The sequence below is a fragment of the Streptomyces sirii genome (assembly GCF_045690365.1).
Classification (GTDB): domain Bacteria; phylum Actinomycetota; class Actinomycetes; order Streptomycetales; family Streptomycetaceae; genus Streptomyces; species Streptomyces sirii.
In genome coordinates, this window is record NZ_CP147982.1 from 5,440,314 (window position 1) to 5,456,812 (window position 16,499).

The following is a 16,499-nucleotide window of genomic DNA, read 5'->3' on the forward strand; positions in this document are numbered from 1 at the left end:
GCCGTGAGCGGGCGACCGCACTCGGCGGTGGCATGCGGACAAGTGCGCGAGCGATCATGCCATCGCCGACCGGGGTTGGCCCAGACCCGGGGTAACCGCCGTGCGGTCACCGACTACCGGCAAGGGGCGGCACCCTGCGTAGCCGCCCTGGTGCCGCCGCGGAGCCTCACACCCCCCGCGGGCGCACCACCCACTCGCCCCGCCGCATGACACCCACCACGTCGTACGCCGCATCGAGCACCACCAGATCGGCGTCCTTGCCGGCCTCCAGGGAACCGGCCCGGTCACCGATGCCCAGCAGCCGGGCCGGGTTCGCCGACAGCGCCCGCACCGCCTGGTCCACCGTCAGACCGTCGACGGTGACCGCCCGCCGGAACGCCCGGTCCAAAGTGAGCGTGGAACCCGCGATCGAACCCGCCGTCGGACCCTCGCTGATCCGCGCCACACCGTCCTTGACCTCCACCCGCATCGGGCCGAGCGGATACATCCCGTCGCTCATCCCCGCCGCGCCCATGGCGTCCGTGATGAACGCGACCCGCCCGGCCCCCGCGTCGCGGAAGGCCAGTTGGAGCATCGCGGGGTGCAGATGGGTGCCGTCGTTGATGAGCTCGACGGTGATCCGCTCGTCCTCCAGGAGCGCGGCGATCGGACCCGGCGCCCGATGGCCGAGCGGCGGCATCGCGTTGAACAGGTGGGTGGCGACCGTGGCGCCCGCGTCGACGGCCTGCCGGGTCGCGTCGTAGGAGGAATCGGTGTGGCCGATCGCGGCGATCACCCCGGCGTCGGCGAGCAGCCGCACCGACTCCAGACCGCCGGGCAGCTCGGGCGCGACCGTCATCATCACCGCCGTGCCGCGCGCCGCCTCGACGAGCCCCCGCACATCGGCCGGATCCGGATCGCGCAGCAGGCCCGGCTGGTGGGCGCCGCAGCGCTGCGGGGAGATGAACGGGCCCTCGAAGTGGATACCGGCCAGCTCGCCCTGCTGGACGAGCTCGGCCAGCACCCCCGCCTGCCGGGCGAGTTCATCCAGCTCGCCGGTGACGGTGGAGGCCAGCATCGAGGTGGTGCCGTGCCGCCGGTGGGTCCCGATCACCGTCATGCACTCGTCCGGGTCGGCGGACGAGAAGGAACCGCCGCCTCCGCCGTGGACGTGCATATCGACGAACCCCGGGACGATCAGATGCCCCGAAAGGTCCACCACGTCCGCGCCGCCCGCCTCCCACTCGGCGTCCCGGTCGCTGTCGCGGCTGTGGACACCGGCGATCCGGCCGCCCTCGACGATGATCCGGCCGCCGTCGACCACACCGGACGGCCGGGCGATCCGGGCGCCGGCCAGGGTGGTGCGGACAGGGCCCGCAGCCGGCTGCGCGGACTGTTGCTGTGCCATCAGGCGGTTACCTCCGTGGAGAGAAGATCCCAGGCGAGGAGCCCCGCGCCCAGGCACCCGGCGGCGTCCCCCAGGGCCGCCGGAACGATCGAGGGAAGCCGCTGGAACGTAACGCGCCGGCGGACCGCTTCCCGCAGAGGGACGAACAGCGTGTCGCCCGCCTCGGCGAGCCCGCCCCCGATGATCACCGTCCGCGGGTCGAGCAGGGTGAGCCCGGTCACCAGACCGTCGGCCAGCGCGTCCACCGCGTCCTGCCATACGGCACGGGCGCGGGCGTCACCGGACTCCACGGCCTTCGCCGCGTCCGCCGCACTGGCCCCCGGATCACCGCAGACCGCCGCCCAGTCCCGGCCCACCGCGGCCGCCGAGGCCAGCGTCTCCAGGCAGCCGCGCTGCCCGCAGCCGCAGACCCGGCCCCCGGGCCGTACGACGATGTGGCCGATCTCGCCCGCGCTGCCGTGCGCACCGGCCTCGATCCGGCCGCCGATACCGATGGCGCCCGCGATACCGGTGCCCAGCGGGACGAACAGGAAGCGGTCGGCGTCCCGGCCGGCGCCGATCCGGCCCTCGGCCAGACCGCCGGTGCGCACATCGTGGCCGAGGGCCACCGGCACCTCGCCCAGCCGCTCGGACAGCAGCGCCCGCAGCGGTACGTCCCGCCAGCCGAGGTTCGCGGCGTAGACGGCGGTGCCGGACCGCTCGTCGACGATGCCGGGGACGGCGACGCCGGCGGCCTCGGCGGTGGCACCCAAGCGTGCCGCGCCGATGTCGCGCAGCTCGGCGGCGAAGCCGAGGATGGCCTCGACGACCGCGGCGGGGCCGTGCTCGCGGCCGGTGGGGCGCCGCGCCTCGTACAGCAGGGCGGGCGGCGCCTCCTTCGACGGTGCGGTGTCCACCCCCACGAGGGCGGCCTTCATCCCGGTGCCGCCCACATCAAGGGCGATGACGTGTCTCACGGGAACAGTTTCGCGCGATCCGCCCTGAAAGGTCTAGTCCACTCACCGGGGGATCGCGAAGAGAACCGCAGGAGTCCGGTGAGTGAAGGAACTGTGGGAACCCGGTACCGGAGCCGGACCGCCGGTGGTGTAGACCTTGAGGGGAACGCGGGAGGATTTCGCTGTTCACGCCGGTCTGGGGCGATCCCCCGGACGGCGTTGCCACACCCGGCAAGCACGCAATTTCGGGCACGGACAAGGGCGGTAACAGCGGTGCAGCGGCGGTACTTGAGCTTGGCGGCGGCGACGGTCGCCACCACCATCGCGCTGACTCTCACGGGCTGCGGCAGCGGCTCGGGCGACGGCGACGTCACCCTCAAGCTGATCGCGGCGGACTACGGGGACAGCGAGGCCAACGGCTCCCAGAACTACTGGGACGAGCTCGCCCGCGCCTTCGAGAAGAAGAACCCCGGCATCAAGGTCGACGTCGAGGTCTACAGCTGGACCGACGTCGACAAGAAGGTCGAGGACCTCGTCAAGGACGGCCACGCGCCGGACCTCGCCCAGATCGGCGCGTACGCCGACTACGCCGCCGCCGACAAGCTCTACCGCGCCGACCAGTTGCTGTCCGTCTCCACCGAGGCCGACTTCACCCCCTCCCTCGCGGAGGCCGGCGAATACCAGCGCGTCCAGTACGGCCTGCCCTTCGGCGCCAGCACCCGGCGGCTGTTCTACAACAAGAAGCTGTTCGCCAAGGCCGGCATCGCCAACCCGCCGCAGTCCTGGAGCGACATCGCCCGCGACGCCCAGCTGCTGAAGGCGCGCGGCGTGAAGATGCCCTACGCGCTGCCGCTCGGCCCCGAGGAGACCCAGGCCGAGACGCTGATGTGGATGCTCAGCGGGGGCGGCGGCTACACCGACGGCATCGGCAAGTACAGAATCGATTCGCCGGAGAACATCAAGACCTTCAACTGGCTGAAGGAGGACCTCGTCGGCAAGGGCCTGACCGGCACCGACCCGGCCCAGCTCAACCGCGAGGACGCCTTCCAGGGCTTCGTCGACGGCGAGGTCGGCATGCTCAACGGCCACCCCACCCTGATGAAGCAGGCCGAGGCCAAGGGCATCGACTACGGCACCGTCGAACTGCCCGGCGTCGACGGCAAGGCCAAGGCCACCATGGGCGTCGCCGACTGGATGATGGCCTTCAAGCAGAACGGCCACCGCGCGGAGGTCGGCAAGTTCCTCGACTTCGTCTACAGCGACAAAAACGTCGTGAAGTTCTCCGGCGAGTACGGGCTGCTGCCGGTCACCACCTCCGCCTCCCAGGCGATGCTCGCCGACGACAAGTACGCCAAGCTGCACGGCTTCCTCAAGCAGCTGGCCACCGCCGAGTTCTACCCGGCGGACAAGACCTCCTGGCCCCTGGTCTCCAAGACCGTCAAGGCCAAGATGGGCGCCGCCGTCGGTCCGAAGGGCAACCCCGCCGGCGTCCTCACCGACATCCAGAACACGGCGGACGCGGCGGACAACGCGGCGGGGTGAGGGGACGGGGCCCGGGCGGGGAGCCGCCGGGGCGACGGGCCGTCGTCCGTGGGCGGGCGGCGGTCGTTCATCGGTAGGGGTGAGTGAAGTGCACTGGCCTGGAACACCGGCCGACGCGCATGCGACCCCGGGGCACCGGGGCACACACAAGGCATGGAGCGGCTCGGCATATCCCCGACCCGCGGTACCGAGGCGCACACGGGCATAGAGCACCGAGGTGTACACAGCCCTGGAACGCCGAGGCCCACCGCGGTTACACTCCGAGGGAACTGATTACTCTCCGTAATCGTTGCCGTAATGAGTGGAGGCCGCCAAGGCAGACAAGCGCTGCTAAGGCAGGAGGCGAGAGGCAGGAGGCGGGGGCCCTGTCCGACCATGCGCTTATCGTGGAAACGTGACGACGAGCGGTACGGGGGACAGCGGTACGACGGCCGGCGGTACGGAGGACATGGGCGGGGCGAGCGGAACAGACGGCGCGGAAGCCGGCGGCGCGGAAGCCGGCGGCCCGGCGGGCGCTTCGGACTCCGCGGATGCTGTGGCCTCCGCGAGTGCCGTGGACTCCGCCGGCTCGGACTCCGTCGGCGCTTTGGGCGCCGCGGACGGTGCGGACGCCACGGACCGTGAGGGCGCCACGGACCGTGAGGGCGCCACGGACCGTGAGGACGCCACGGACCGTGAGGACGCCACGGACCGTGAGGACGCCACGGACCGTGAGGACGCCACGGACCGTGAGGACGCCACGGACCGTGAGGACGCCACGGATTCCGCAGAGAGTGTGGGCGCCGACGACCGTGCGGCCGCCGGGCGATCCATAGGCGGCGAAGGCGCATCGGGGCTCTCCGCCCGGGACGAGGCCGTGCTCGCCGTGGAGCGCCGCTCGTGGCCGGGCCCCGGCCCCAAGGAGCGGGCCATCCGTGAGCGGCTCGGAATATCCCCGACCCGCTACTACCAACTCCTCAACGCCCTGTTGGACGACCCCCGCGCGCTGGCTCACGACCCCGTCACCATCAACCGCCTGCGCCGGGTACGCGAAGCGCGCCGCGCCCGCCGCTGACGACGCGGGGCGTGGCCGGGCGACGCACTGCGTGGTCGCGTGATGCGCGGCGTGGCCAAGTGGCACGGGGCCCGCGGCGCAGGCCCCGAGCCAGGGCGAGCGCGGTGACTCGGGAGGCGGCAGAGCGGTTCGATGCCTGCCCGGTTCGGTTCCATGTCTGCCCGGTTCGGTTTGACACCCGCCCGGTTCGGTTCGACGCCCACCCGGCTCCAACCCGCCGGCGCGATGCGCCCGTACACCCGCCGTGCGCCGGTCCCCCGCCGGTAGGGTCGGCGCATGGGCAGCTCCCCGAACGCCGCGCCGCACTCAGAGCCGTCACCCGAACCCGAGCGTGCGCCCGGCTCCGTGCCGGCACCGCACACGCCTGCCGGCCGCGACGGCCTCGCCGCGCTGCTGGCCCACCCCGAACGCGCAGTCGTCGCCCTGGACTTCGACGGCACCCTCGCCGACATCGTCCCCGACCCGGAGAAGGCCCGCGCCCATGACGGCGCCGTCGCCGCCCTCGGCCGCCTCGTGCCTCGGCTGCGCGCGGCCGCGGTGATCACCGGCCGCCCGGCCGCCCTCGCGGTCCGCCTCGGCGGCTTCGACTCCGTCCCCGGCCTGGACCACCTCACCGTTCTGGGCCACTACGGCGTCGAGCGCTGGGAGGCGGCCACCGGCACCGTCCACGCTCCCGCCCCGCACCCCGGCGTAGCCGCCATACAGGCCGAACTCCCCGGCGTACTGGACGCCTCCGGTGTCTGGCACGGCACCTGGGTCGAGACCGCCATCGAGCGCAAGGGCGGTCAGGCCATCGCCGTCCACACCCGCCGCGCCGACGACCCTCAGGGCGCGTTCGACCGCCTGCGGGCCCCCCTCGCCGCGCTCGCCGAACGCCACGGCCTGATCGTCGAACCGGGGCGTTACGTCCTGGAGCTGCGGCCTCCGGGCATGGACAAGGGCGTGGCCCTCGCCGAATGGGTCCGCGAAACCGGCGCGTCGACCGTCCTCTACGCCGGCGACGACCTCGGCGACCTCGCGGCCTTCGCCGCCGTCGACAAGCTCCGCTCCGACGGCCTGGCAGGCGTCCTGGTCTGCAGCGGCAGCGCCGAGGTGACCGAACTCGCCGACCGCGCCGACCTGGTGGTCGACGGCCCCGCCGGGGTGGTGGAACTGCTCGGCGCCCTCGCGGACCACCTCGCCGTGAGGTGAGCGTTCGGGCTGAGCGTTTGGATTGAGCGTTCGGTTCGAGTGTGACGACGCCCCGCTCACGACGCCGCCGCCCCCGTCGCCGTCCGTGCGTAGTGTGCGGCGATCTCGTCGCTGGTGGTCAGCCATACGCCGGGGTGGTGGGCGATGTGGGTGAGGGCCTGGTCCAGGTACTTGTGGCGGAACGGCTGGCCGATGACGAACGGGTGCAGGGCCAGGGACATCACCCGGCCGCTGTCCGCCGCGTCCTCGTGGAGCTGGTCGAGCTGGTCCTTGACGATCTGCACGAAGTCCGGCCCCGTCAGGCCCTTGCTGACGAACAGGCCGATGTCGTTGAGCTCGACGGAGTACGGCACGCTCAGCATCCCCGGCACGTTCAGCCGGTACGGCTGGTCGTCGTTGGTCCAGTCCAGCACGTAGCTCAGCCCGAGCTCGGCGAGCAGCTCCGGAGTGCGGAAGGTCTCGGTGAGCGCCGGCCCCATCCAGCCGCGCGGCCGCCGGCCGGTGGTCCGCTCGATGCTGGTGACCACCTCCGTCAGGTAGGCGCGTTCCTCGTCGGGCGTCATGTCGGCCTGGAAGGTGGAGTTGTTCTTGCCGTGGGCGAGCCACGCCCAGTCGCGGGCCCGGCCCGCTTCGACGATCTGCGGATAGCGTTCGCCGGCGTCGGAGTTGAGCAGCACGCTGGCGCGTATCCGGTGGCGGTCGAGGCTCTCGATCAGCCGCCAGACGCCGACCCGGGGGCCGTAGTCGCGCCAGCCGTAGTTCAGCGGGTCCGGGGTCAGTTCCGCGGTGCCCGGGAAGGTGCTCGTCGACGGGCGGTCGATCCGGTAGTGCTCGATGTTCAGGCCCACGTAGAAGGCGACCCGGGCGCCGCCCGGCCACCGGATCGGTGCGCGATCGACTATCGGGCTGTAGTCGTAGAGGTCGTTTTCCCTGGGCTGATCGGCTACGGGTCGGTCAGCCAGGAGCCGGTGGTTCATCGCTCTTGCCTCGCCTCTGTTCGGGTGCGTACTGGTGGCGTGCTTCCTGGTACGCAGCCTCGAACCTTCACATCGATGTGAAGCTCAAGGTGGTGAGGGGTGACGCCGGTCACAGTCCCCGGCGGGCTACCCGGCAGGGAGGCCCCCGACGCCCAGCCGGGCGCCCCCGTCCTCGTCTCAGCCCCGCAACGCCCGCAGCTGCTTGAGGAACCACTGGGCCGGCGGCAGTGCGGTGGCGGCCGCCGCCAGTCGCGCCGTGCGCTCGCCGCGTTCCCCGGCGTCCATCGAGAGCGCCTCGTGCAGCGCCCGCGCCGTGCCGCTGACGTCGTACGGGTTGACGGTCAGGGCGTGGCCGCCCAGCTCCTCGTGCGCGCCGGCCTCCCGTGACAGCACCAGTGCGCAGCCCTGCTCCGACACCACCGGGATCTCCTTGGCGACGAGGTTCATCCCGTCCCGGATCGGGTTCACCAGTGCCACGTCCGCCAGGCGGTAGGCGGCCAGCGACCGTGCGAAGTCGTCCTTCACATGCAGGACGACCGGACGCCAGGTGTCCGTCCCGTACTCGGAGTTGATCTCCTCGGAGAGCCGGCCGACGGCCGCCGTGTACTCCCGGTAGACGGCCAGGTCCTGGCGCGAGGGGTAGGCGAAGGCGATATGCACCACGCGCTCGCGCCACGACGGCTCCTCCGCCAGCAGCTGCCGGTAGGCCAGCAGGCCGCGGACGATGTTCTTCGACAGTTCGGTCCGGTCCACCCGGACGATGGTCTTGCGCGCCGTCCCGTCGGGCCCGGTGCCGATCTGCTCGCGCAGGGTGGCCAGCCGCTCCTCGACATCCGCCCGCCGCGACCGCTCCAGCAGGAAGTCGGCGTCCGCCCCGAGCCCGTACGCACCGATCCGGGTGCCCCCGGTGCCGCCGGTGACCTCGGCGCAGCACGCGGTGAACGCGTCCGCCCACCGGTGGGTGAGGAACCCCAGCTGATCGGCGCCCAGCATGCCCTCCAGCAGCTGCCGCGCCACCTCGTCCGGCAGCATCCGGAAGTAGTCCGGCGGCGCCCACGGCGTGTGGGAGAAGTGCGCGATGCGCACGTCGGGCCGCAGCGCACGCAGCATCCCCGGCACCAGCGCCAGGTGGTAGTCCTGCACCAGCACCGCCGCCCCCTCGGCGGCCTCGTCGGCGAGGGCCCGGGCGAAGGCGCGGTTGTACGTCTCGTACGCGCCCCACTGCTGCCGGAACCCGGCGTCGAAGACCGGCTCCAGCGGCGTCTGGTAGAGCATGTGGTGGACGAACCACAGCACCGAGTTCGCGATGCCGTTGTAGGCGTCGGCGTGCACCTGAGACGGGATGTCCAGCATGCGGACGCGCTGTCCGCCGGTGTCCTCCGGCGCCAGGGTGCCCCCGGTCCGGCGTACGGCCTCCCGGTCCCCGTCACCGAGCGCCGCGCACACCCACACCGCGTTCGTGTCGGGGCCGATGGCCGACAGCCCGGACACCAGCCCGCCCCCGCCCCGCTTGGCGCCGAGCGCCCCGTCCTCCCCCACGGCGTACGACACCGGCCCGCGATTGGACGCGACGAGAACCTCGGCACCTGCCCGGACCGCACTGCGCTCGGAGACCATGTCGCGACATTAACCCGCCGCAGAACCGCGCAAACGTACGGACACGGGTCAGGCCGCCCGCCGCGCCGCGTACTCCGGTATTTCGGCCATGGGCGGCCGCTCCTCGGTGTCCACGTCCGTGGTGCGGGGGACGAAGCCCTCCTCGCCGCGGTCGAATTGGGTGAGCCGGGGGCGCACCAGGTGGCCGCGGGCGAGGCGGAGCTGGGCGGTGCGGTAGATGGCGGCCGCCATCCGGCCGAGGGCCTGGCCGCCCTGGTGGCGGTGCCTGCGTACGCCGACGTCCACCTGGGCGAGCGCGTCGAGGCCGACGGTGTGCAGGGCGTCGACGAGCAGGCCGAGCTCGACGCCGTAGCCGACCGGGAAGGGCAGACGCTCCAGCAGCGAGCGCCGGGCCGCGTACTCGCCGCCCAGGGGCTGGACGAAGCCGGCCAGCTGCGGCCAGTGGAGGTTCAGCAGCGGGCGGGCGACCAGTTCGGTGACCCGTCCGCCCTGCTCGCCCGGGCGACCGCCGGTCTCCAGGGGGCGGTCGTACATCGCCTTGACGAAGTGGACGTCGGGGTCGGTCAGCAGCGGGCCGACGATCCCGGACACGAAGGTGGCGGAGAACTCCCGCAGGTCCGCGTCGACGAAGCAGATGATGTCGCCGGTGGTGACCAGCAGCGAGCGCCACAGGACCTCGCCCTTGCCGGGCAGCGCGGGCAGCCGGGGCAGAACGGTGTCGCGGTGGACGACCCGGGCGCCGGCCGCGGCCGCGACCTCGGCGGTGCGGTCGGTGGACCCGGAGTCCAGCACCACCAGCTCGTCGACCAGGGGGACGGCGCCGCTCATCAGCTCGGCGCGGATCGCGGCCACGATCGCGCCGACCGTGGCCTCCTCGTCCAGCGCGGGCAGCACGACGCTGACCGTACGGCCCGTCTGGCGCTTGGCCTCCAGCAGCTGCTCCAGCGGACGGTCCGCGGCCGACCAGGAGCGGCTGCTCAGCCAGCGCTCCACCTCTTCCAGCACGTCTACGACTCCTCGGTGGCCGCCGGTGCCGCGACCGGTAGGCAATCCATCGTGTGGGCCATTCTGTGATCCATCTCGCGGTTCGGACGACTATCTCAACTGTCAGTGCCTTCGGTTACAGTCTTGAACAACGCGGATGGCCGTCGCATGTCGGGGTCGCCGCGCCACAAACGCCTGGGTTTCGCCCCAGCGCCATACCGCTCATCCAGAGGGGCAGAGGGAAACGGCCCGTTGAAGCCCCGGCAACCCTCCAGTCGGTCTCCGTCGCGATCATCGCGCGCGAGGCTCCCGGCTAGGGAAGGTGCCAAATCCGTCTCATGGCGAGATGCGCCATGAGGAAGATGAGGAGAAAGGGCCTCGCCTCCATGGCTGTGTACAGCACCGAAGTCACCGAAAACGCCTCCCCCGTCGCTCTGGGGCCCGCCGTCGCGCTGTCCTGCCGCGAGTGCGGTGAGCGCTTCGACCTGGGGCCGCTCTTCGCCTGCTCGAGTTGTTTCGGGCCGCTGGAGGTGGCGTACGAGCTGCCGAGCGGCGACCCCGAGGCCCTGCGCAAGCAGATCGAGGCCGGTCCGGACAACATCTGGCGCTACGCCCCGCTGCTGCCCGTCCCCGCCGACGTGGCGGACAAGCCGAATCTGAACCCCGGCGGCACCAAGCTCGTCAAGGCCGACCGGCTCGCCGCCGAGCTGGGCGTCACCGGCGCCCTCTACGTCAAGGACGACTCCGGCAACCCGACGCACTCCTTCAAGGACCGGGTCGTCGCGATCGCCGTCGAGGCCGCCCGCGCCTTCGGCTTCACGACGCTGTCCTGCTCCTCCACGGGCAACCTCGCCGGCGCGGTCGGCGCCGCGGCCCGCCGCGCGGGCTTCAAGTCCTGCGTGTTCATCCCGCACGACCTGGAGGCCGGCAAGGTCGTCATGGCCGCCGTCTACGGCGGCGACCTGGTCGGCATCGAGGGCAACTACGACGACGTCAACCGCTTCTGCTCGGAGCTCATCGGCGACCCGCTGGGCGAGGGCTGGGGCTTCGTCAACGTCAACCTCCGCCCCTATTACGGCGAGGGCTCCAAGACGCTGGCGTACGAGATCTGCGAGCAGCTGGGCTGGCGGCTCCCGGACCAGATCGTCATCCCCGTCGCGTCCGGCTCGCAGCTGACGAAGATCGACAAGGGGCTCAAGGAGCTGATCGCCCTCGGGCTGGTCGAGGATCGGCCGTACCGGATCTTCGGTGCCCAGGCGGAGGGCTGCTCGCCGGTGTCGACGGCCTTCAAGGCCGGGCACGACGTCGTGCGCCCGCAGAAGCCGAACACCATCGCCAAGTCGCTGGCGATCGGCAATCCGGCCGACGGCCCGTATGTGCTCGACATCGCGCGCCGTACGGGCGGTGCGGTGGAGCACGTCGACGACGAGCAGGTCGTGGACGCGATCAAGCTGCTGGCCCGGACGGAGGGGATCTTCGCGGAGACCGCGGGCGGTGTGACCGTCGGCGTCACCAGGAAGCTGATCGAGGACGGTGTGCTCGACCCGTCCCTGACCACCGTCGTCCTCAACACGGGTGACGGCCTCAAGACGCTTGACGCCGTCGCGCCGACGTCCGGGCCCACGGCCACGATCCGCCCGAGTCTGGACGCGTTCCGCGAGGCCGGCCTGGCAGGCTGAGCCACGGCTCCACGCACCCGTACCCGTACTCCCCCAACCTGTCCGGAAGGCAGAACCATGAGCGTCAAGGTCCGCATCCCCACCATCCTCCGTACGTACACCGGTGGTGAGGCCGAGGTCACCGCCGAGGGCGCGACCCTCTCCGAGGTGATCGCCGACCTGGAGAAGAACCACCAGGGCATCGCGGCCCGTGTACTGGACGACGCCGGCAAGCTGCGCCGCTTCGTGAACGTCTACGTCAACGACGACGATGTGCGCTTCGAGCAGGGCCTGGAGACGCCGACGCCGGACGGTGCGGGCGTCTCCATCATCCCGGCGGTCGCCGGCGGCTGCTGAGAACGTGCCCGGTGGCCGTCGATCGGTCTCCACCGATCGACCACCAGGGGCGCTAATTTGCGCCATCTCTTCACCCACTTGACCGGAATTGCCCCGTCCGTTGAAATCGGACGGGGCAATTCCGCTTAGTGAAAGGGGATACCATTGTGGTGATCCCCGTTCCGGATAACTCCGCGCACGTGCCGAACGCATAGGAAACCGCGGAGAGTTGTGCTCAAAGTGTGTGCGGCATTTGTCGCTTACGTGAGCTATGCCCGGCCCGACTTGCCCCGGAGAAACGGGATTTCATCGCCTATTGCCGATTCCGCGGCGCCAGAATTCTCGTCCGATTGACCTGTTGCGCTGGGCATCGGTGCAGATACATTCAGCGGCGGTCGACGCGTTCCGGCGCACACCCCACGGGCCATTTCGCGGGGTGAGGTCTGACCCGGGTCCGCGGAGTGCGGTCCTGCGCAAGGGCCAGTAATAGGGGAGTTAGGCATGGCTCAGGGCACCGTCAAGTGGTTCAACGCGGAGAAGGGGTACGGCTTCATCGCGGTCGACGGTGGTGCGGATGTATTCGTCCACTACAGCGCGATTCAGATGGACGGCTACCGCACCCTTGAGGAGGGTCAGCGGGTCGAGTTCGAGATCTCGCAGGGCCAGAAGGGGCCGCAGGCGGACATGGTCAGGGTGAGCGCCTGAGGCGCGGGCCGACTGCAGCGTAGAGAAGGCCCGTACCCCGTCGAGGGGTACGGGCCTTCTGCCTGCCCTCCAGGCGACGGGACCTGAGCCCCCGTCGCCTGCGGTCGCGCGGTGCCGCGCGGTGCCCCGTCGGTGCCCGCCGGGCGGCTCGCGCCCGCCCGCCGCACACCCCTCACCCACCCGCCGCCCCTCGATGACCCCCTCCAGGTGGCTTGCACTCGCCCTGCCCGAGTGCTAATCATTGGCGTTAGCACTCTCCGAGTGAGAGTGACAGAACTTGGATCGGGCCGGTGAGGTCCGGACGCCGGGTGGGGCAAGGAACCACACGGCGCACGGGCCGTCCGTCGCGGGCACGGGTGCCGATCCGGAGAAATCCACCCCGTCCGGGAGGACCACTTCACATGGCCAAGATCATCGCGTTCGACGAGGAGGCACGGCGCGGTCTCGAGCGCGGGATGAACCAGCTCGCCGACGCCGTCAAGGTCACCCTCGGCCCCAAGGGCCGCAACGTCGTCCTCGAGAAGAAGTGGGGCGCCCCCACGATCACCAACGATGGTGTCTCCATCGCCAAGGAGATCGAGCTCGAGGACCCGTACGAGAAGATCGGCGCCGAGCTGGTCAAGGAGGTCGCGAAGAAGACGGACGACGTCGCCGGTGACGGCACGACGACCGCGACCGTCCTGGCCCAGGCTCTGGTCCGCGAGGGCCTGCGCAACGTCGCCGCCGGCGCCAACCCGATGGCCCTCAAGCGCGGTATCGAGAAGGCCGTCGAGGCCGTCTCCGCCGCCCTGCTGGAGCAGGCCAAGGATGTGGAGACCAAGGAGCAGATCGCCTCCACCGCCTCCATCTCCGCCGCCGACACCCAGATCGGCGAGCTGATCGCCGAGGCCATGGACAAGGTCGGCAAGGAAGGCGTCATCACCGTCGAGGAGTCCCAGACCTTCGGTCTGGAGCTGGAGCTCACCGAGGGTATGCGCTTCGACAAGGGCTACATCTCGGCGTACTTCGCCACCGACATGGAGCGTATGGAGGCGTCGCTCGACGACCCGTACATCCTGATCGTCAACTCCAAGATCGGCAACGTGAAGGACCTGCTGCCGCTCCTGGAGAAGGTCATGCAGTCCGGCAAGCCGCTGCTGATCATCGCCGAGGACGTCGAGGGCGAGGCCCTGTCGACCCTGGTCGTCAACAAGATCCGCGGCACCTTCAAGTCCGTCGCCGTCAAGGCCCCGGGCTTCGGCGACCGCCGCAAGGCCATGCTCGGCGACATCGCCATCCTCACCGGTGGCACCGTCATCTCCGAGGAGGTCGGCCTCAAGCTGGAGAACGCCGGTCTCGACCTGCTCGGCCGCGCCCGCAAGGTCGTCATCACCAAGGACGAGACCACCATCGTCGACGGTGCCGGCGACAGCGACCAGGTCCAGGGCCGCGTCAACCAGATCCGCGCCGAGATCGAGAACTCGGACAGCGACTACGACCGCGAGAAGCTGCAGGAGCGCCTGGCGAAGCTCGCCGGCGGTGTTGCGGTCATCAAGGCCGGTGCCGCGACCGAGGTCGAGCTCAAGGAGCGCAAGCACCGCATCGAGGACGCCGTTCGCAACGCGAAGGCGGCCGTCGAGGAGGGCATCGTCGCCGGCGGTGGCGTGGCCCTGCTGCAGGCCTCCTCGGTCTTCGAGAAGCTGGACCTGGAGGGTGACGAGGCGACCGGTGCCAACGCCGTGAAGCTCGCCCTGGAGGCCCCGCTCAAGCAGATCGCCGTCAACGGTGGTCTCGAGGGTGGCGTCGTCGTGGAGAAGGTGCGCAACCTGGCCGTCGGCCACGGTCTGAACGCCGCCACCGGCGAGTACGTCGACATGATCGCCGAGGGCATCCTCGACCCGGCGAAGGTGACCCGCTCTGCCCTGCAGAACGCCGCCTCCATCGCCGCGCTGTTCCTCACCACCGAGGCCGTCATCGCCGACAAGCCGGAGAAGGCCGCCGCGGCCGCTCCGGGCGGCATGCCGGGCGGTGACATGGACTTCTGATCCCCTGGGGATCGGAACGCTGATCCTCCCGGATCACACGTCCGCACATACGTCGGGGCGGCACCCTCCTCCCAGGGGGTGCCGCCCCGACGGCGTTGTACGCGCGTGCCGGTCTGCGGTGGTGCGCGGGTTCGGGTGGTGCGGACGTGCCGGTCGGGTCCACATGCTGGAGCACCAGATCCATCACGCCCTCACCGAGGAACGGCGGACGCCCCGTCGACCCGTTCCATCACGATGTACGGAACGAACGTGCCGTCCACCACGTCCTCGTCGGTGTCGTGGACCGCGACGATCGACGGATGGTTGAGCGAGGCCGCCGAACGCGCCTCGCTCCGGAAGCGCGCCAGCGACTCCGGGGCCCCGACCAGGTCCGACCGCAGGGTCTTGACCGCGACGCCGCGATCGAGCCGCAGATCGTGCGCGGCGTGGACCTCGGCGGTGCCGCCCCGCCCGAGCCGGTCGCCCAGCTCGTACCGGCCTCCCAGCCGGCGTGCTCCCGCGGTGTGCGGGCCCGGGGGAGAGCCCACGGACGCCCCCGCCTCCCTCACCGGCTCCTCACCGCGCGTCCTCGGCCGCGTCGGCGTCGGCATCGTCCGCCGCCTTCTCGGCGTCCTGGACCCTCTTCTCCATCTCGGCCTCCTCGGCGGATGAGCCGGATGAGCCGGATGGGCCGGAGGACCCGGACGGCCCGTCGGACGCGGAGGACCCCTGTGTCGCCGAGGACGACGCACCACTTCGGGCGGAGTCCCCCGAGGACGCCCGGCCGGAGTCCTGCGAACAGCCGGTGGCCGCCAGGACCGGTACCGCGACCGCCGCCGTCAGCAGCAGCGCGATCCGCCGGGACCGTCGCCTCATGAGCCGCTGCCGCCCTTGGCGTCGTCCTTCTTCGCGCACCAGGCCGAGACGGCCTTGAGGTCACGGAGCTTGCGGGTGAGGGTCGGCTTCAGCTCCTTGCGGTGGGTGAGCCGGTCCTGGAGGAACGTGGCCACCGCGTCGTGGTTCTTGGCGTGGGCCTTCTTCACCCGCTCCTCCATCCGCGCGATCGAACCGCGGGTGTGCGCATCGCCGTTGAGCCGGTCGAGCGCCTTGTTGATGCGCTCCTCGATCCGCGGCACCCGAGAACAAAGGCCCTTGCCCTTGCCGCCGGACTGCGAGGCCGTCGCCGTGGGGGCCGGGCCGTCGTCCGCCGCGTTCGCCGGCCCCGCCGTGGCCAGCAGGGAACCGGTGAGGGCGAAGGCGGCCAGAACTCCTGCCACGGCGCTCTTGGGACGCTGCATGGTGGTGCTCCCTTCCAGGAACGAATGGGTTTCCACAGATGGTTGGACCCGGCCGCATCCGGCCTCACGGGGAGGCGGACCGGCCGCGGCACAGAACGTAGGAGCCTTCTTTGTGGGGATCTTGTGACTCGGCGCGGAGTGCGTCGTCCGCTGCCGTGGCGGTCTACGTCGTCCCCTGGAGGAGCGGAGGCAGCGGCGGCCCGGAGGCGTTCGGTGACACAAGGAATCCACAAGGAGAGTCCTTACGCTCCGGGGCAGTTGAGCGTCTGCGCGCGCCCGCTTCGGCGGCCGCGTCGGTGCCGGCGCACGCACCGAGCCGTCGAACCCCGGGAGACACAGTGGACTGCGGTGGTTTCCTCATGCCGGACGAGCCCTCCCGTACGGGTACGGGCTCCGCCACCCTCACCGCCCTCGGGCCCCGTGCCCTGCGGCTGCCCCTGAGCGGCTGGCTGCTGCGCCTCGCGCGGGGCTCCGAGGGCCGCCCGGCGCTGGAGGTGTACAACGGGGCCGGACTGGTCGACGTGTCCGTGGTGAGCACGCTGTGCTTCTCCCCGCTCAGGGGCGGCCGGCACAGCGGCCGGGCGGCGACGCGCTGGTCGCTGGCGTGGGGGCAGCTGCCGCCCGGCGCCGACGTCGTCGAGGTGTCCTTCCGGGGAGGGCGGCGCGGTCTGTCCGTCCAGGCCCTCACGCTCGGCGATGCGTTCTGGGTCGCCGAGGTCGGCGAGCGGTTCCGCTCGGTGACGTGCTCCGCGGGCACGACCCGGACGACGACACGGGTGGTCAGGGAGCCCCGGCACCAGGAGGGCTGGTGA

At 71.3% G+C, this 16,499-nt stretch carries 15 protein-coding genes, 1 pseudogene and 1 riboswitch; of the genes and pseudogenes, 8 read left to right on the forward strand and 8 right to left on the reverse strand.

Annotation, left to right across the window (positions count from 1 at the left end; all coding sequences use genetic code 11):
- Positions 1–166: 166 nt before the first annotated feature.
- Both nagA and WAB15_RS24685 read right to left on the reverse strand, forming a co-directional pair.
- Complete coding sequence (gene nagA, locus WAB15_RS24680) at positions 167–1,387, reverse strand: N-acetylglucosamine-6-phosphate deacetylase (protein ID WP_407287577.1); 1,221 nt, start codon at positions 1,385–1,387, stop codon at positions 167–169.
- A complete protein-coding gene (locus tag WAB15_RS24685; RefSeq protein WP_407287578.1) occupies positions 1,387–2,343 on the reverse strand; it encodes an ROK family protein in 957 nt (318 codons plus the stop codon). The genes nagA and WAB15_RS24685 overlap by 1 nt, the downstream gene beginning before the upstream one ends.
- A gap of 252 nt (positions 2,344–2,595) precedes the next feature.
- On the opposite strand from WAB15_RS24685, the gene WAB15_RS24690 reads away from it, so the two are divergent.
- The 3 genes from WAB15_RS24690 (at position 2,596) to otsB (ending at position 6,109) form a co-directional block, all read left to right on the forward strand.
- A complete protein-coding gene (locus WAB15_RS24690; protein ID WP_407287579.1) occupies positions 2,596–3,864 on the forward strand; it encodes an extracellular solute-binding protein in 1,269 nt (422 codons plus the stop codon).
- 775 nt (positions 3,865–4,639) lie between these two features.
- Positions 4,640–4,918: a DUF3263 domain-containing protein gene (locus WAB15_RS24695; RefSeq protein ID WP_407289288.1), complete on the forward strand. Its 279-nt coding sequence runs from the start codon at positions 4,640–4,642 to the stop codon at positions 4,916–4,918.
- 276 nt (positions 4,919–5,194) lie between these two features.
- Complete coding sequence (gene otsB / locus WAB15_RS24700) at positions 5,195–6,109, forward strand: trehalose-phosphatase (RefSeq protein ID WP_407287580.1); 915 nt, start codon at positions 5,195–5,197, stop codon at positions 6,107–6,109.
- A gap of 56 nt (positions 6,110–6,165) precedes the next feature.
- Here the strand turns inward: otsB and WAB15_RS24705 are convergent, their stop codons facing one another.
- The 3 genes from WAB15_RS24705 to WAB15_RS24715 all read right to left on the reverse strand — a co-directional run bounded on the left by WAB15_RS24705 (position 6,166) and on the right by WAB15_RS24715 (position 9,708).
- On the reverse strand, positions 6,166–7,086 hold the full coding sequence (locus WAB15_RS24705) for a polysaccharide deacetylase family protein (RefSeq protein WP_407287581.1): 921 nt from the start codon (positions 7,084–7,086) through the stop codon (positions 6,166–6,168).
- A 177-nt stretch (positions 7,087–7,263) separates the two neighbouring features.
- Positions 7,264–8,703 carry a trehalose-6-phosphate synthase gene (locus tag WAB15_RS24710; RefSeq protein WP_407287582.1) on the reverse strand — a complete coding sequence of 480 codons (1,440 nt, stop codon included), beginning with the start codon at positions 8,701–8,703 and terminating at the stop codon, positions 7,264–7,266.
- Between the two features lie 48 nt (positions 8,704–8,751).
- Positions 8,752–9,708: a glucosyl-3-phosphoglycerate synthase gene (locus WAB15_RS24715; RefSeq protein ID WP_407287583.1), complete on the reverse strand. Its 957-nt coding sequence runs from the start codon at positions 9,706–9,708 to the stop codon at positions 8,752–8,754.
- A gap of 198 nt (positions 9,709–9,906) precedes the next feature.
- A riboswitch (SAM riboswitch) is annotated at positions 9,907–10,056 on the forward strand.
- A gap of 17 nt (positions 10,057–10,073) precedes the next feature.
- Between WAB15_RS24715 and thrC the strand changes: the two genes are divergently transcribed.
- The 4 genes from thrC to groL all read left to right on the forward strand — a co-directional run bounded on the left by thrC (position 10,074) and on the right by groL (position 14,410).
- Positions 10,074–11,366, forward strand: a complete 1,293-nt coding sequence (gene thrC / locus WAB15_RS24720; protein WP_399148625.1) for a threonine synthase — start codon at positions 10,074–10,076, stop codon at positions 11,364–11,366.
- A 57-nt stretch (positions 11,367–11,423) separates the two neighbouring features.
- Positions 11,424–11,702, forward strand: a complete 279-nt coding sequence (locus tag WAB15_RS24725; protein WP_016578817.1) for a MoaD/ThiS family protein — start codon at positions 11,424–11,426, stop codon at positions 11,700–11,702.
- Positions 11,703–12,182: 480 nt separating this feature from the next.
- Entirely contained in the window at positions 12,183–12,386 is a 204-nt protein-coding gene (locus tag WAB15_RS24730; RefSeq protein WP_010035953.1) for a cold-shock protein, read from the forward strand.
- A 401-nt stretch (positions 12,387–12,787) separates the two neighbouring features.
- Complete coding sequence (groL, locus tag WAB15_RS24735; RefSeq protein WP_399148624.1) at positions 12,788–14,410, forward strand: chaperonin GroEL; 1,623 nt, start codon at positions 12,788–12,790, stop codon at positions 14,408–14,410.
- Positions 14,411–14,616: 206 nt separating this feature from the next.
- Here the strand turns inward: groL and WAB15_RS24740 are convergent.
- The 3 genes and pseudogenes from WAB15_RS24740 to WAB15_RS24750 form a co-directional block, all read right to left on the reverse strand.
- Positions 14,617–14,937, reverse strand: a pseudogene (locus WAB15_RS24740) (hypothetical protein); the annotation flags it as partial.
- A gap of 28 nt (positions 14,938–14,965) precedes the next feature.
- Positions 14,966–15,265, reverse strand: coding sequence for a hypothetical protein (locus tag WAB15_RS24745; protein WP_407287584.1), 300 nt, complete (start codon positions 15,263–15,265; stop codon positions 14,966–14,968).
- Positions 15,262–15,687 (reverse strand): hypothetical protein, encoded by a 426-nt coding sequence (locus WAB15_RS24750; RefSeq protein WP_407287585.1) that lies wholly within the window; start codon positions 15,685–15,687, stop codon positions 15,262–15,264. The genes WAB15_RS24745 and WAB15_RS24750 overlap by 4 nt, the downstream gene beginning before the upstream one ends.
- 359 nt (positions 15,688–16,046) lie before the next feature.
- On the opposite strand from WAB15_RS24750, the gene WAB15_RS24755 reads away from it, so the two are divergent.
- Positions 16,047–16,499: a hypothetical protein gene (locus WAB15_RS24755; protein ID WP_399148621.1), complete on the forward strand. Its 453-nt coding sequence runs from the start codon at positions 16,047–16,049 to the stop codon at positions 16,497–16,499.